Annotated in this window: 12 protein-coding genes; 11 read left to right on the forward strand and 1 reads right to left on the reverse strand. The window is 52.7% G+C overall.

The features are described 5' to 3' along the window. The first annotated feature begins 52 nt into the window (after window positions 1-52). The 11 genes from desA to QU597_RS12710 all read left to right on the forward strand — a co-directional run bounded on the left by desA (window position 53) and on the right by QU597_RS12710 (window position 13791). The gene (gene desA, locus QU597_RS12660; protein ID WP_310832942.1) at window positions 53-1117 is read left to right on the forward strand and encodes a Delta(5) desaturase DesA; all 1065 of its coding nucleotides are present in this window, start codon (window positions 53-55) and stop codon (window positions 1115-1117) included. Window positions 1118-1267: 150 nt separating this feature from the next. Then, window positions 1268-2407, forward strand: coding sequence for a sensor histidine kinase (locus QU597_RS12665; RefSeq protein ID WP_310832943.1), 1140 nt, complete (start codon window positions 1268-1270; stop codon window positions 2405-2407). Next, the gene (locus QU597_RS12670; RefSeq protein WP_054940304.1) at window positions 2404-3006 is read left to right on the forward strand and encodes a response regulator transcription factor; all 603 of its coding nucleotides are present in this window, start codon (window positions 2404-2406) and stop codon (window positions 3004-3006) included. Before QU597_RS12665 ends, QU597_RS12670 begins: the two co-directional genes overlap by 4 nt. A 415-nt stretch (window positions 3007-3421) precedes the next feature. Further along, the gene (locus QU597_RS12675; protein WP_310832944.1) at window positions 3422-4861 is read left to right on the forward strand and encodes an SWIM zinc finger family protein; all 1440 of its coding nucleotides are present in this window, start codon (window positions 3422-3424) and stop codon (window positions 4859-4861) included. A gap of 52 nt (window positions 4862-4913) precedes the next feature. Next, window positions 4914-6755 (forward strand): HEAT repeat domain-containing protein, encoded by a 1842-nt coding sequence (locus QU597_RS12680; RefSeq protein ID WP_310832945.1) that lies wholly within the window; start codon window positions 4914-4916, stop codon window positions 6753-6755. A 50-nt stretch (window positions 6756-6805) separates the two neighbouring features. Then, entirely contained in the window at window positions 6806-7909 is a 1104-nt protein-coding gene (locus tag QU597_RS12685; protein ID WP_310832946.1) for an AAA family ATPase, read from the forward strand. Further along, window positions 7909-10251 (forward strand): DUF5682 family protein, encoded by a 2343-nt coding sequence (locus QU597_RS12690; RefSeq protein WP_370656263.1) that lies wholly within the window; start codon window positions 7909-7911, stop codon window positions 10249-10251. The genes QU597_RS12685 and QU597_RS12690 overlap by 1 nt, the downstream gene beginning before the upstream one ends. After that, window positions 10252-11466 carry a VWA domain-containing protein gene (locus tag QU597_RS12695; protein WP_310832948.1) on the forward strand — a complete coding sequence of 405 codons (1215 nt, stop codon included), beginning with the start codon at window positions 10252-10254 and terminating at the stop codon, window positions 11464-11466. A 146-nt stretch (window positions 11467-11612) separates the two neighbouring features. Beyond that, window positions 11613-12698 (forward strand): aspartate-semialdehyde dehydrogenase, encoded by a 1086-nt coding sequence (gene asd / locus QU597_RS12700; RefSeq protein ID WP_310832949.1) that lies wholly within the window; start codon window positions 11613-11615, stop codon window positions 12696-12698. A 128-nt stretch (window positions 12699-12826) separates the two neighbouring features. Next, window positions 12827-12997: a DUF3934 family protein gene (locus QU597_RS12705; protein ID WP_370656244.1), complete on the forward strand. Its 171-nt coding sequence runs from the start codon at window positions 12827-12829 to the stop codon at window positions 12995-12997. Between the two features lie 95 nt (window positions 12998-13092). After that, window positions 13093-13791 (forward strand): pseudouridine synthase, encoded by a 699-nt coding sequence (locus QU597_RS12710; RefSeq protein ID WP_310832950.1) that lies wholly within the window; start codon window positions 13093-13095, stop codon window positions 13789-13791. A 1-nt stretch (window position 13792) separates the two neighbouring features. Here QU597_RS12710 and QU597_RS12715 read toward each other — a convergent pair whose 3' ends face one another. Continuing rightward, window positions 13793-15628: an ABC transporter ATP-binding protein gene (locus QU597_RS12715; protein ID WP_310832951.1), complete on the reverse strand. Its 1836-nt coding sequence runs from the start codon at window positions 15626-15628 to the stop codon at window positions 13793-13795. Window positions 15629-15652: the final 24 nt, after the last annotated feature.

Raw genomic sequence — 15652 nt, forward strand, 5'->3', positions numbered from 1 at the left:
TAAGTATAGATGAATGTATCCCTTACCGGACACACGAGGAGGAAACGACCAGATGACGAAGAGCAATGCTACCCAGCTCTCCAGCCTAAAAAAAAGCGTGGCCCCTTTTGAACAAAACGACCATAAAAGAAGTATAAACCAGCTTATTAATACGCTTGGCCCACTGATCCTGTTATGGACCGCAGCCTACTTGAGTCTTTCTGTATCATATGGGCTGACCTTGCTGTTCGCAGTACCGGCAGCGGGCTTCGTAATCCGCACCTTTATTATTTTCCATGACTGCTGTCATGGTTCATTCTTCAAGAACCGGAAAGCCAACGATATTCTCGGTACTCTTACAGGGGTGCTGACCCTGGTGCCTTACCGCCAGTGGAAGCACAGCCATTCGATTCATCATGCCGGCAGCAGCAACCTCGACAAAAGAGGCATCGGCGACATATGGATTATGACTGTGGATGAATATCTTGCGGCGACTCCGCTTAAACGATTATACTACCGGATTTACCGCAATCCGCTGGTTATGTTTGGTGCCGGACCGATTGCCGTATTCCTGATTCAATACCGCTTCAATGCCAAGGGTGCAAGACGTAAAGAGCGCATGAATACTTATCTGACCAATATCCTGATTGCGGCCCTGTACGGGGCGATGATCTGGGCGATCGGCTGGCAGGCTTTCCTGCTGGTACAGCTGCCGATCGTGTTCGTCTCCGGTTTTCTCGGCATCTGGCTGTTTTATGTACAGCACCAGTTCGAGGATACGTTCTTTGAGCATGAAGAGGAATGGAGCTATGTGATGGCTGCTGTGGAAGGAAGCTCTTATTATAAGCTGCCGAAGATCCTGCAATGGATCACCGGCAATATCGGCTTTCACCATGTGCATCATTTAAGCCCGAAGGTGCCGAACTATAACCTTGAGCTGGCCCATAACGCTACACCGCCGCTGCAGAAAGCAACGACAATCACCATCGGAACCAGTCTCAAGGCGCTCCATTTCCGGCTGTGGGATGAGGAAAATAAAGGTTTTGTAAGCTTCAAGGAGATCAAAGCCCGGCTGCGCCATCCTTTACCTTCGGTAGAGGGGCTGAAAGTGCGCAAACCGGAACTCCAGGCCAAATAGTATGCTGCGCGTGCGCAGTCAGGAGAGGAAGTCAGTCCCGGAGAACTATCCAGCGGGTGCGGCTTCTTCTCTTTTTTTCCGGGAATTGCCGGTTAACGTAAGCTTTATGCTAAAATGGGGGTAATCTAGCTGGCTAAAAGGATGGCTGACATGCAGAAGTGGCATCATATTTTTCATAAAAGTACAGGTCTGAGCCCTTATGTATGGGTTGTGTTCTACATCCTTCCGTTTTACTCGATATTCCGGTCCTCTTCGATGGATCAATGGGTATATGGAATTGTGATGATTATTATGTTTTTTGCCTGTTACGTGCTCGCCTTCAAATCTAAGGGATGGGTTGTTTATTTCTGGACGAGTGTGCAGATTATCGTCTCCATTACGATGACGCTGATGTTCGGTTATATGTATTTTGCGCTGTTTCTGGCCTTTTTTATCGGTAATATTCAGAACCGCGGCGGCTTCTTCACTATGTATACGATCCATTTGCTGACGACCATCGTAGCCATCAACTACGAGCTGATTACCCGAAACCCGGTATTCCTGTCGCAGCTGCCGTTTGTGCTGGTGAGTATCATTGCCGTAGTGCTGCTTCCCGCCACGACCTATAACCGCAATAATCAGGATAAGCTGCAGGGACAGCTGGAGGATGCCAATAAAAGGATTTCCGAACTGGTCATCATGGAGGAGCGCCAGCGGATCTCCCGCGACCTGCATGATACCCTGGGCCAGAAGCTGTCGCTTATCGGGCTAAAAAGTGACTTGGCCGGCAAGCTGATCAACAAAAATCCGGCGCAGGCGGTCGTGGAGATCAATGATGTCCGCCAGACAGCCAGAAGCGCGCTTAAAGAGGTCCGTGAAATGATTACGCAGATGCGCGGCATCCGGCTTGAAGATGAACTTGTGCGGATCCGGCAGTTTCTGCAGGCGGCAGAAATTGAATTTGAGCTGGAGGGCAGCCCTAAGCTGACCAATACTTCACTGATTACGGAAAATGTGCTCAGCATGTGCATTAAAGAAGCCGTGACGAATGTGGTGAAGCACAGCGGCGCCACGTTTTGCCGGATTGGGATCGAGCCTTCCCGCACAGAACTGGTCATCAAGGTTGCCGATAACGGTAGGGGCCTTAAGCCCTCAAATCCGCAGGATAATGGCCATGGTTTGCAGGGCATGCGGGAGCGGCTTGAATTTGTGAACGGAAGCATGGAGATTGTGCAGAACAGCGGGACAACCATAGTGGTTAAGGTGCCTACGGTGATCCGGCAGCTGGAGCAGGAGGGGAAAGAGGAATGATAAAGATAGTAATTGCTGAGGATCAGCGCATGCTGCTGGGCGCACTGGCTTCGCTGCTTGATCTGGAAGAGGATATGAAGGTGGTCGGCCGTGCGGCCAACGGTGAGGAAGCTGTTAAGCTGGTGAAGCTGCATACGCCTGATATTTGTATTATGGATATAGAAATGCCTGCCATGACCGGTCTCGAAGCCGCGGAGGCCCTGAAGAATTCCGGCTGTAAAGTCATGATCCTCACCACCTTTGCCCGGGCCGGCTATTTCGAGCGCGCTGTGAAGGCTGGAGTGGACGCCTATCTGTTGAAAGACAGCCCCAGTGAAGAACTGGCCCTCTCCATCCGCAGTGTAATGGCCGGCAGACGGATTTATGCACCGGAGCTCATGGATGAGGCTTACAGCAGTGAAGCCAATCCGCTGACACAGCGGGAGAAGGAAGTGCTCGGACTGATTGCCGACGGCAAAAATACCAAGGAAATCGCCAGCCAGCTGTACATTACAACAGGAACGGTACGTAACTATATCTCAGTTATTCTTGATAAGCTGGATGTTGGCAACCGGATTGAGGCAATTACACGTTTTAAGGAAAAAGGCTGGTTTAAGTAAGCAGGATTCCGCATATATTTCATCATGAGGTGGAGCTGTCATCCGGAATGTACAGTCACACCCGATCATCACGGGGGACCGCCAAGGTCTGCCCTGTTTTTTTGCGCGGATTTTCTTTGAAATATAAGAATTAATATGTATTACGCTATAAATTATCCTTCTATTTTTCGCAGAAACGGATACCGTCCCTAATCGGACGGCGAAGCCGTTTCTTCTTAGGTCCATATTCAGTTATCTAGTTCCATTCTCCTGTTTTTACCATTCAGAGGCTCAAGAGATTGGAAGAGGAAATGATTTTTGCTAAGATGAATGCAAACATGTGATCTTATTCCCTGTACTTGGGTAATAGAGATCATGTTCCAATTTTGCCCAATATTACGTTGTATTCAGCTAAACCAGTCGGGAGGAATCTGATTTGCCTGAACTTACTTCATCCTATGTAGATTCGTTAGCACCGAATGCCGCCGCTATCAAGAATGGACAGGGGCTGGTACGCAAAAAAAGCTTTATCCAGCTTCACCGTTCAGAGAACGGAGAGCTGCTATTCGGGCAATGTGCGGGAAGCGGAAAGACACCATATGAATGCTCTGTAGATTTTGTGTCTCCGGAGAACCCTGTCTTCCGCTGTTCCTGCCCGAGCCGGCAATTTCCCTGCAAGCACACCCTGGGTCTCTTGTATGCCTATGTGGAGGGCCAGTCCTTTACGCCTGCGCAAGTTCCTGAGACGATTGCCGCCAAACGCGAAAAGGCTGAGAAACGGGAAGAGAACAAGGTGAAGCAGGCTGCTGAAGGCGGCGGGAGCAAACCGAAGAAAGTCAATAAATCAGCACTTAAGAAAAAAATATCAGCCCAGCTTGAAGGGCTGGACCTGCTGGAGAAGCTGGTGCTTTCATTGATCCGCGGCGGGTTGTCCACGATTGATGCCAAAACACTTAAGTCGGTTCAGGAGCATGTGAAACAGCTGGGCAACTATTATTTGTCCGGTGCACAGATTGAACTTCGCCGGTTCGCGCTGCTGCTGGGAAAGGGGCAGGACCGTGAGCAGAGCTATACATATGCTGTGGAGCAATTGACACGGCTGCATGCCTTCATTAAGAAAGGCCGGAGTTATCTGACCGCAAGAAGCGAGGACCCGGAGCTTGCGCCGGATTATGAATCAACCATAGATGAATGGCTGGGTCATGCCTGGCAGCTGGCAGAACTGAAGGAATACGGGCTTACAGAGGCAGATGTTGAACTGCTGCAGCTCTCCTTCTACAGCTACGATGATCAGGCACGGCAGGAATTCGTCGATCTCGGGTACTGGCTGGACATGGCCAGCGGCAGGATCCACAAGACCGTACACTACCGCCCCTACAAAGCAGCCAAGCTGCTGCGGGAGGATGACAGCTTCTTTGATGTAGCCAAGATTCCGCTGCTCTACAAATATCCAGGGGAACTCAATGCACGGGTACGTTATGAAGAGATGACAGCAAGACCTGTCTCTCCGGCAGACCTGGTCCAGGTTCGGGTGCATGCACACCGCAGCTTCGCGGAAGCAATCAAGAGTGTGAAAAATCAGTTGAAGAATCCGCTCAGCGATAAGCAACCGGTACTGCTTTTATATGCAGCAAGCCTTGGAGTGACGGAGAACGGCCAATATGTCATAACGGATGAAGCCGGCGGGCAGCTTGTGCTGGGGGATATCTCCTCATTGCCCCAGAGTACGCTCCAGCTGCTGCCATTCCTGCCTCCTGCAAGCCTCAAGGGCTGCTCGCTGCTGGTGATGTTTGAACATGACCTGGACCAGGGCAGGCTGGTTGCCCAGCCGCTAAGCGTCATTACTGATGAGGGGATTACGCGTCTTCTATACTAAGCAAACTTTATGAATATTAATTTTCGTATACCTTTGAGTAGGGGGACTGCCCATGAGTACAGCGTTATTACAAGAGCTTCATCAGGAAGTCAGAAGACTTTATATTGCCGGCAGCGACCTGGCGGCGGATGACTTCCGCCTGAAACGCCTGTTGCCGCAGTTTCAGCAGCTGGGTGAGCGGGCAGCTGTCTTTAAGCGGCTCGGCGAAGGCGTGGCGGCCCTTCTCAAGCAGGAGAGTGCAGGGGAGGCTGCTCCGGCGGTGAAGCTGCAGGAGCTGACCCTTCTGCTGGAGTCCGTGCTCTATACACAAGGAAGCACATCACCAGCCGGTATTCCAGGCGAGCTGCCGCGCAGCAGCTTTACCCTTGAAACCAAAGTATCTTACCGCAAGCTGGCTGCGGTCCGGCAGGCGCTGACCACAACAGGCAGCGGCAGATATGAGACGGTAGTAGAGGCGTTCAATGAGGGGATATTTCAAGATTTGCGCCTGCTGCCGCTGGCTATCGGTGCCTTAAGTGACCCGTATGCCGAGATCGCTGAATTTGCCATGAAGCAGATTCTGCCATCCTATGGCCCGGCAATCGCCGATTATCTTATGCGGGAATTCGATCCTTCCGGCGGGAAAAGCGATGTACGCAAGCTGCAGGTGATCGGAGAAGCAGGCGGGACGGAGCTGCTTCCTGAGATTTTCAAGGCAGCTGAGAACGGCAGTGATGATGTCCGTGTTGCTGCTATCGGGTGTCTGGCCGGACATGAGGCGTATACGCCGTCATTGCTTGAATGGACGAACGATAAGAAGAAGCCGATCCGTGAAGCTGCATTTACTGCAGTGGCCGCCGGAGGTTCTCAAGCTGGCATGGAACGGCTGTTTGAGGCGTTTGCCGGGAAGAAAGACCGGGCGCTTGCAGCCGAAGCGATCGCGAAATGGCCGTCCGCACCGCTTGCAGAACGGCTGTCCGTGCGGTTCATGGAGGAGCTTCAGGAAGCCTTACAGCAGGATAATACCGACAAGAAAAAGAACGAGAACGTCTGGACCAGCATACAGCCTTATTTAACCGCGCTTGAGGAAGCACAGAATCCGCTGCTCGACCAAGTCTACAGCTTTGTGATACAGAATTATGAAAAGTTTATCGCTTTAGGTTGGCTGCCTCTGCTGGATCAGGCAGCTTATTATGAGGAGAGGGCTGCTTCGGAACAGGGCCTGGAACTTCTACGGGAGCTGGAGCAGCGTAATTCGCGTTATTTGCCTCACTATTTCCGTGCAGCGCAGCAATTGCTGAGTGCAAAGGAACTCTATAAGCAGTTCGGCGGAACAATGATGAGCAGGCTGAAATCTAAAGTATCGAAAGAAGCGGCAAAGCGTGACCAACAGCTGCTGGAAACGCTGGGGCGGCAGATTATAAACGCTGAAAGCGTTGTATATGAGGTCCCCTGGGATTCCTCCAGAGACCGCCAGCAAATCTGGAGGGAAATGCTGTCAGCTGACAAAATTGCTGCAGCCTGGGATCCCCGCTGGCTCGACTGGTTCATTGACCAGGATGCGCTGGATCTGGTATGTGCCTTTGCCCGGCCGAATTCTCCCGCCGCACTTAATTATCTGCTCGGCAAACTTCAGGAGCAGAGCGGTAGACGGAGAGGCCACGATTACATGCTCCATATTTTTATGGGACTGGAACGTGCAGGATTGGCAGAACCGGAACGGCAGGAGCTGCTCATGTCCATCCTTGAGAAGGATAGACTCTATAATCCGTATATGATTCCTTATTATTTGTTTCATCTGATGCTCCGCTTTCCGGCAAGCTACTTTAGCCGGATTGAAGCCATTGTACCTAATTACCGTTATGAATCCAAAACACAGCTGGAATATCTGCTGAATCATTTGCAGAGACAGTAATAATGGACTTAGGAAGCTGAATTCACGGTTTACACAAAGGAGAGGTGTACATGTCAACGGGACAAGAGCAGCTTCAGGATTATATGCGGCTGCCTGCTGAGGTTTTGTACCGCGAGGAGCTTGAAGCACTGCGCAGAGAGGATACGGGCAGAATACCTGCCGGCTGGCAGATGTCACCGCGTGCAGTATTCACATTCATCGCCGGGGGGAAGGCCGGAAGCAAGGTCATAACCCCAAAATATATCGGCAACACGCGGCTGATCGAAATGGCTGTTGCTACTCTGGTCACAGACCGGGCGCTGCTGCTGATCGGAGAACCGGGGACGGCTAAATCCTGGCTGTCCGAAAATCTGGCAGCAGCGATATACGGTAATTCCGGACTGGTGGTCCAGGGGACTGCCGGTACAAGTGAAGAGCATGTGCGCTACTCCTGGAACTATGCCATGCTGCTGGCGAACGGACCGACCCCGGAGGCGCTGGTCAAAAGCCCGATTATGCGGGCGATGGAGGACGGGGGCATCGCCCGTTTTGAAGAGATTTCCCGCTGTGCCTCCGAAGTGCAGGATGCGCTGATCTCCATTCTCTCGGAGAAGACTATCTCCGTACCGGAGCTCGGCAAGGAGGCCGGTGCCCGCAAAGGCTTCTCGATCATTGCCACAGCTAACACCAGAGACCGCGGGGTCAATGAAATGTCCGCTGCGCTGAAGCGGAGGTTCAATATCATCGTGCTGCCTGCACCTTCAGATATTGAAACAGAGCTGTCCATTGTCAAGAAACGGGTTGCTGAGATAGCTTCCTCATACGAGCTTCAGGCTGCGGTACCAGCGGATGATGCGCTGCTCAAGGTCGTGACGATTTTCCGGGAATTGCGCAGCGGGATGACACTCGATAAGAAAGAGAAGGTGAAGACGCCTGCCGGGGTAATCTCCACCGCGGAGGCGATCTCCCTGTTGACCAACAGCATGGCGCTTGCTGCAAGCTTTGGCAGCGGTAAGCTGACCGACAGTGATCTGGCTGCGGGCCTCCAGGGGGCTATCGTCAAGGATGATGATAAGGATAAGCTGGTCTGGAAGGAATATCTGGATAATGTCATGAAGAAAAAAGGAACGGAGTGGCGCGGCCTTTATCAGGCCTGTAAGGAGATGAACGAGTGATTAAGGCTGCTGAAGCTGGAGTGCATATTTTCGGGGTGCGGCATCTGTCTCCCGGCGGCGCACAGCATCTGCTGGAATATCTGGATAAGCTTCAGCCTACGGCGGTGCTGATCGAAGGTCCCAGCGATGCAACGATAGAGATTACGCATCTGACCCAGGGGGCGACCAAACCGCCGGTAGCGATTCTGGCCTTTACTGATGAACTGCCCGTACGGACGGTGCTCTGGCCGTTTGCCGTCTATTCTCCCGAATATCAGGCAATGAAATGGGCTAAGACACACGGTGCTGCAGCTGCATTTATTGATCTGCCTTCTTCGGTAACGCTTGGTTTGCAGGATGCCATGAACCGGGGGAGAACCGCTGTACGGGAATCAGTACCTGCTGCCGATCCATCGGGTGAACCTTCCAGCGCGGAGGTTCAAGACGAAGAATCGCTGTACAGCCGGATCGCCCAGCTTGCCGGTGAATATGATTATGATATGTATTGGGAACGTAACTTTGAGCATAATGCGAGTGCCGGTGCCTATCTGACCTCCATCCTGTCCTTCTCTTCGCAGATGCGTGAGCTCGGTGAGGAGAAGGAGCTGCGGGAACAGCCGTCGGAATATGCATATAATGCGCTACGCGAAGCATATATGAGCCGGCAGATTCAGGCGACAATTGCAGCCGGACATGAGCCGGGCAAAATTGTGGTGATCTGCGGTGCTTATCATGCTTCTGCACTTGCCGGTCAGGCGCCCCCTATGAGTGACGAAGAGCTGGCAGCCCTGCCGTCCCGCAGTACGAAGCTGACACTGATGCCCTATTCGTATTATAAGCTGTCAACAATGTCTGGCTATGGGGCAGGCAACGCCGCCCCTCATTACTTCGAAATGATGTGGGAGACAATTGAAGCGGGGCGGCCGGAGGAACTGCCGCACCGGTACCTGTCCTCGGTGGCCAGCCATGTGCGCAGCGGCGGCACGTACCGTTCTACGGCCGAAGTCATTGAGGCGGTCAGGCTGGCGGAGTCGCTGGCTGCGCTGCACGGCGGCAGCAGGCCAACCCTGCGGGATTTGCGCGATGCCGCACAGACACTGCTCGGGCATGGCGATCTTGCGGCTATCGCGGAGCCGCTGGCTAGAGTAGATGTCGGTACAGCGATCGGTTCTCTCGCCGAAGGCGTCAGCCAGACACCGATTCAGGATGACCTGAACCGGCTGCTGAAGACCTATAAGCTGGAGAAATACAAATCCACAGTTGCAAGCGAGCTGCAGCTTGACCTCCGGGAGAACCGCAGAGTATCAAGCAGTGAAGCCGCTTATCTGGATCTGCACCGCTCGGTCCTGTTCCACCGTCTGAATCTGCTGGGAATAGCCTTTGCCAAGAACCGGCCAAGCAGCCAGGACAGTGCCACCTGGGCGGAGCATTGGGTCATCCAGTGGTCGCCGGAGGTGGAAATCCAGGTGGTGGAATCCACACTGCTGGGCGAGACGGTGGAGGTGGCTGCTGCCTATGTGCTGCGGGAGAAGCTGCAGGAGTGCCGCTCCATAGCGGAAGCTTCGGCGCTGATCCGGATCGCCTGTCAATGTGCGATGACATCGCAGATGGAGGAAGGCAGCCGGGTGCTGCAGAATCTGGCAGCTCTCAGCAGGGATGTCGTAGGCATGGCTGCCGCGGCCCGTGAACTGTCAACCATCCTTAGCTTCGGTGATATCCGGAAGGTCGATACCGCCCCGCTGATGCCTCTGCTGGAAGAGCTGTTCCGCCGCGGCTGCCTGTTCCTGCTGGATGCCAGCGGCTGCAATGATGAAGCGGCAGGCGCTATGCTAACAGCAATGAATGAGCTTAACGGGATTTCCCTTGAGCATGGGGATACCCTGGATGAGAAGCTATGGCTGCAGGAGCTGCTGCTGCTCTCGGAACGCGATGACCGCAATCCGCGGCTCTCCGGTTATGCCTGCGCCATTCTGATGGAGCGGGGTGCGGTCTCGGCCGGAGAGGTCGCCGCTGAGGTGTCGCGGCGGCTTTCACCGGGCATCCCTGCTGATCTTGGAGCAGGGTGGTTCGAAGGACTGTCGATGCGCGGCCATTACGGTCTCCTGTCACGCATGAGTCTGTGGGAGCAGCTAAACGACTACATCAATGCGCTCGATGATGATGAATTCAAGCGGGCGCTGGTCTTCCTGCGCCGTGCATTCAGCACCTTCTCGCCGCGCGAGAAGACAATGATATCCGAGCTGCTGGGCGAGCTGTGGGGTGTGAACACCGAACAGGCTGCAGAGATTCTCACCGGTGAGCTGAAGGAGGAAGAAGCTAAAATGCTGGAGGAGCTGAATGATTTTGACTTCGGGGACTTTTAGATGACGAATGAACATAAGCAGGAGAATACCCTATCCCGCTGGCGGCTGATTCTCGGCCAGGAAGCGGATGCTGCACTGTCCGGCTACGGTGAAAGCGGACAGCTGATGCTGACGGAAGAAGAGAAGGTAATGGATGCGGCGCTTGCCGCTATTTATGACGAGACAGGAACGGGCGGTACCTCGGGAACGGCTGCCGGCAGTGCAAAGGGCAAGGGCTCAAACACCGGGCACGGTGCCCTGCATCTGTCCAAATGGCTGGGGGATGTGCGCAGCTTCTTCCCGGAGGATGTGGTGTCGATCATCCAGAGCGATGCCATGGAGCGCCGGGGCTGGAAGCAGCTGCTGTTCGAGCCGGAGCTGCTGGCTGCAGTCAAGCCGGATATTCAGCTTGTAGGGACTCTGCTCTCGCTGAAGGGCAAGATCCCGGAGAAGACTAAGGATACCGCGAGAATGCTAGTTCAGGCGCTGGTAGACGATCTGGTCAAGCTGCTGGAGACGGACATCCGGCGCGCAGTCACCGGAGCGCTGAACAAGCGGCAGCACTCACCGCTGCCATCGCTCAGCGGGCTGGACTGGAAGCTGACGATTCAGCGGAATCTGAAGCATTATGACCAGGAGCGTAGAATCATCATTCCCGAGCGTTTTTATTATTTTGACCGCGCCCGCCGCAGCAAGGAGTGGACGGTTATTGTAGATATCGACCAAAGCGGATCTATGGCCGATTCGGTCATATGGGCATCGGTTATCGGGTCGATCTTCGCCAGCATCCCTGCCCTGAATACACGTGTGGTAGTGTTCGATACTGAGGTTGTGGATCTGACTGAGCAATGCGCCAATGATCCGGTCGATATGCTGTTCGGCATTCAGCTGGGCGGCGGAACAGACATCCATAAATCAGTGAAATACTGTGAGCAGTTTATTGAAGAGCCGAAGAAGACGCTGTTCATTATCGTTTCAGACCTGTATGAGAACGGGAACCAGGCCGGACTGGTGCGGCGGATGCGTGAGCTCCGGGAGTCCGGTGTACGCACAATGACGCTGCTGGCATTGTCGGATTCAGGTAAACCTTCTTATGATGAACATCTCGCAAGGCAGCTGTCGCGGGATGGAACGCCTTGTTTTGCCTGTACTCCGGCTTTGCTTCCGGCGCTTGTTGAAGGTGCGCTGAAAGGGCAGGATTTGGAAGAACTGGCGAAACGCCTTGGAACAGCATAGGTTTTAAGATTGCGGAAATCTGGGGATTTCACAAAAGGAAAGACTTACTTTTCATTCACATATTGTGTAAGCTGCGTATATCATTTATAATCGGTTATTAAAAAGCACCTATCTATAGGAGCGGCTTGAAAGGAAATGAATTTCTTATGTCAAGTAAGTTGAGAGCGGGTATTGTTGGCGGTACCGGTATGGTGGGCCAACGTTTTATTGCACTCCTTGAGAATCATCCATGGTTTCAAGTGACAGCAATTGCTGCAAGCCGGAATTCGGCAGGCAAAACGTATGAAGAATCGGTCAAGGGCAGATGGAAGCTGTCCACTCCTATGCCTGAGGCGGTTAAGGGTATTATGGTCCAGGATGCCTCCAATGTGGAAGAAGTGGCTGCAGATGTGGATCTTATCTTCTGCGCTGTTGATATGAAGAAAGAAGAGATCAAGGCACTGGAAGAAGCTTACGCGAAGACCGGAACACCGGTTATTTCCAACAACTCGGCACACCGCTGGACTCCAGATGTTCCAATGGTCATTCCTGAGATCAATCCGGAGCATCTAGAAGTGATTGCCCAGCAGCGCAAACGTCTGGGTACAGATACCGGATTCATCGCCGTGAAGCCGAACTGCTCGATTCAGAGCTACATGCCTGCACTAAATGCATTGAATGAATTCAAGCCTTCCAAGGTCGTAGTAACAACTTATCAGGCGATTTCCGGAGCCGGTAAAACCTTTGGCGATTGGCCGGAGATGCTTGATAACGTCATTCCGTACATTGGCGGCGAAGAAGAGAAGAGTGAGCAGGAGCCGCTGCGGATCTGGGGCGAAGTGACGGATGCAGGTATCGTTAAAAGCGAGCAGCCGGTGATCACCAGCCAATGTATCCGTGTTCCGGTCGCTGACGGCCATTTGGCTGCGGTATTTGCTTCCTTTGAACAAAAACCGTCCAAGGAAGAAATTCTGGAACGCTGGAACAGCTTTAAGGGACGTCCGCAGGAGCTGGGGCTTCCAAGCGCACCGAAACAATTCATCACCTATTTTGAGGAAGAAAACCGCCCGCAGACCAAGCTTGACCGCGACATCGAGAACGGAATGGGGGTTTCCGCAGGCAGATTGCGTGAAGATTCGCTGTATGATTACAAATTCGTCAGCCTGTCCCATAATACGGTACGCGGCGCAGCCGGCGGAGCCGTGCTGATCGCTGAACTGCTGAAGGCGGAAGGTTATATCCAGCCGAAATAATAGAGCCTACAATGCAGCCTTCCGGATCTGTTCCGGGGGGCTGTTTGTGTATTTACCTGACATTCTGCCCATAGTAATGGTAAGATAGATGAAGTCTAACGAAAACTGAATACTGACGGAGTGATATTGTGGCAAAAAGTAAAGGCGGCGGCACAGGCAGAGGGACAGGCAGCAAGGGCTGGACCCGCTGGAATAAAACAGCGAAGCCGGTGAAGCCAAAAGGCGGACCCGCCGGCAGCCAAGGGGCAAAGGGTGCTGCCAAAAGCAGCAGCGGAGCAAAAACAGGCGGCAGTAAATAATCTGGCCTTGTGCCTATAGATGGGGTACATGCAGCATCTGATTTGTACGTTGAAATCAGGTGCTTTTGTATTTTCCAGCCGGAAGGAAAGAAACGATGAAGATTGATAAATACATGAGCAGGACAGGAATCTACCCGCGCAGAGAGACCGCCAGGCTGATCCAAGCCGGCCGGATTACAATAAATGGTATAGTATGCGAAAAGGGTGCCGAGGTAGAGGCGGGTGATCTTGTGGCTGTTGACGGCCAGCCCGTCAGTTTAAGCCAGGAAGAATTGGTCTACCTGGCACTGAACAAGCCCGTTGGAATTACTTGTACAGCAGCACGCGAAGTGGAAGGCAACATCATTGATTATGTGAATTATCCTTCACGGATCTTTGCTGTGGGCCGGCTGGACAAACATTCGGAAGGGCTGATCCTAATGACGAATGATGGGGATATCGTTAACAAAATCATGCGTTCCGAGAACCATCATGAGAAGGAATACCGCGTATCTGTCGACAAGCCGGTAACTTCCGAATTCCTGCAGGCGATGTCCGCCGGCGTACCCATTCTCGGAACCGTTACGAAACCCTGTGTTACTTACCCGGTTGACGATCAGGAATTCGGGATCGTTCTGACCCAGGGACTTAACCTGCAAATCCGCAGGATGTGCAAAGAGCTGGGCCAAAGAGTCCTGCGCCTGGAACGGACCCGGATCATGAATATCACGCTGGATGGATTGGCACGCGGGAAGTGGCGGCATCTGACCCGGGATGAGCTGGATGAGCTTCTGGCTACACTGAACCGACAATAGCCTAAGCGAAAACTTTTGGCTCAAACTGCTTGTCATACAAATCCTTATAAACGCCGTTCAGCTCAAGCAGTGCTTCATGCGTTCCTTCCTCAACAATTGCCCCGTCTTTACAAACGAGAATTTGATCTGCTGCCATAATGGTGGAGAGCCGGTGGGCGATAACAATGCTCGTCTTATTCCTTAACAGGACATGCATGGCTTGCTGAATGTAAAATTCTGAGACGGTGTCGAGTGAGGATGTGGCTTCATCCATTATGATAACGGGCGGATTCTTCAGCAGCACACGGGCGATGGAGATCCGCTGCTTTTCCCCTCCGGACAGCTTGATGCCGCGGTTTCCGACCACTGTATCATAACCTTCCGGCAGCCCCATAATAAAATCATGAATATATGCGGAGCGGCAGGCCTCAATCATCTCCGTTTCACTGGCCTCAGGGCAGGCATAGAGCAGATTCTCCCTGATCGTACCGTTGAACAAGTAGGTATCCTGAGTAACCAGTCCAATCTGGGAACGCAGCGACTCCAGTGTAAAGTCACGGATATTTCTTCCTCCGATGGTAATCTTCCCCGAAGTGACCTCATACAGACGCGGAATCAGGTTCGTAATCGTTGTTTTCCCGGCTCCGCTCGGTCCGACGAGTGCCGTCAGCGTTCCCGCAGCCGCAGTAAACTGAATACCACGCAGAGCGGGTTTATCCGGCTGATAGGCGAAACCTACATTCTCGAATGCAATGCATTTCCCCGCGGCGCTGATCGGTTCTGCCTGTGGTTCATCGAAGATGAGCGGCTCCATATCAAAATAATCAAAGATCCGTTCAAACAAGGCCACCGAGCGCTTAATATCCACATACAGATTGGTCATCTGCATCACAGGTCCGTACAGTCTGCCGAGCAGTGCGACGAAAGTAATGATGGTACCTACCGAAAGCTCTCCTTGAATAAAAAGAAATCCGCCATACAGGTAGATCAGCATCGGGCCGATACTCGTAAAGGTGGAGAGAACCATCATGAACCAGCGGCCGGCCATCGATTCCCGGATTTGCAGGGAGGTAGCCTCCGCATTGATGGCAGCGAAGCTTTTATATTCCGCATTCTCTTTGGTGAACAGCTTCATTAGCAGATACCCGCTGATACTGAGCGTTTCCTGGATAACCTGATTCTGCTCCGATACTTTCTCCTGTGTCTGCTTGGCGAGCTTCCAGCGCACGTTGCCCATTTTGCGGGTAGGGATAATGAACAGGGGGACAACCAAGATACCGAGCAGTGCCAGCTTCCAGTTCATGATAAATAAAGCCGCAGCGGTCGATACGAGAATAAACAGATTGCTGGCAAAATTGACAATCGTGTTGTTGAATACGCCTTGGACCCCAGAAATGTCACTTGTCATTCTCGTGATGACTTCACCCTGCTTAACTCCCGAGAAGAACTGCAGCGGCATCCGCTGGAGATGGCGGTACATCTGATTTTTCATATCGTGGACGATATTTTGTGAGATAAAGGAATTCAGATAATTCTGCAATACGCCGAGCAGTCCGGAAATCACCGTCGTTCCGAGCGAAGCGAGCACCAGCAGTACGAGCAGCCGCAGATTTTTGTCCGGCAGCGCCACGTCGATAATCTGCTGAATCAGGATAGGCGGCAGCAGCCCCAGAACCGCTGACACAATCAACACAAGCATTACTACAAGTGTCTGCTTCCAGTAGGGTGCAAAATATTTAGATATACGGAGCAGCAGCGCCTTGGAAATATTCGGTTTCATTTCGTCATCGTCAAATTTAAGTTTCCCGTGACCCGGGCCACCGCCGAAACCACTGCCGGGACCAAATCCTCTAGACATTACTCATCACCAGCTTTATTTGGA

Source organism: Paenibacillus pedocola, assembly GCF_031599675.1.
Classification (GTDB): Bacteria; Bacillota; Bacilli; order Paenibacillales; family Paenibacillaceae; genus Paenibacillus_AQ; species Paenibacillus_AQ pedocola.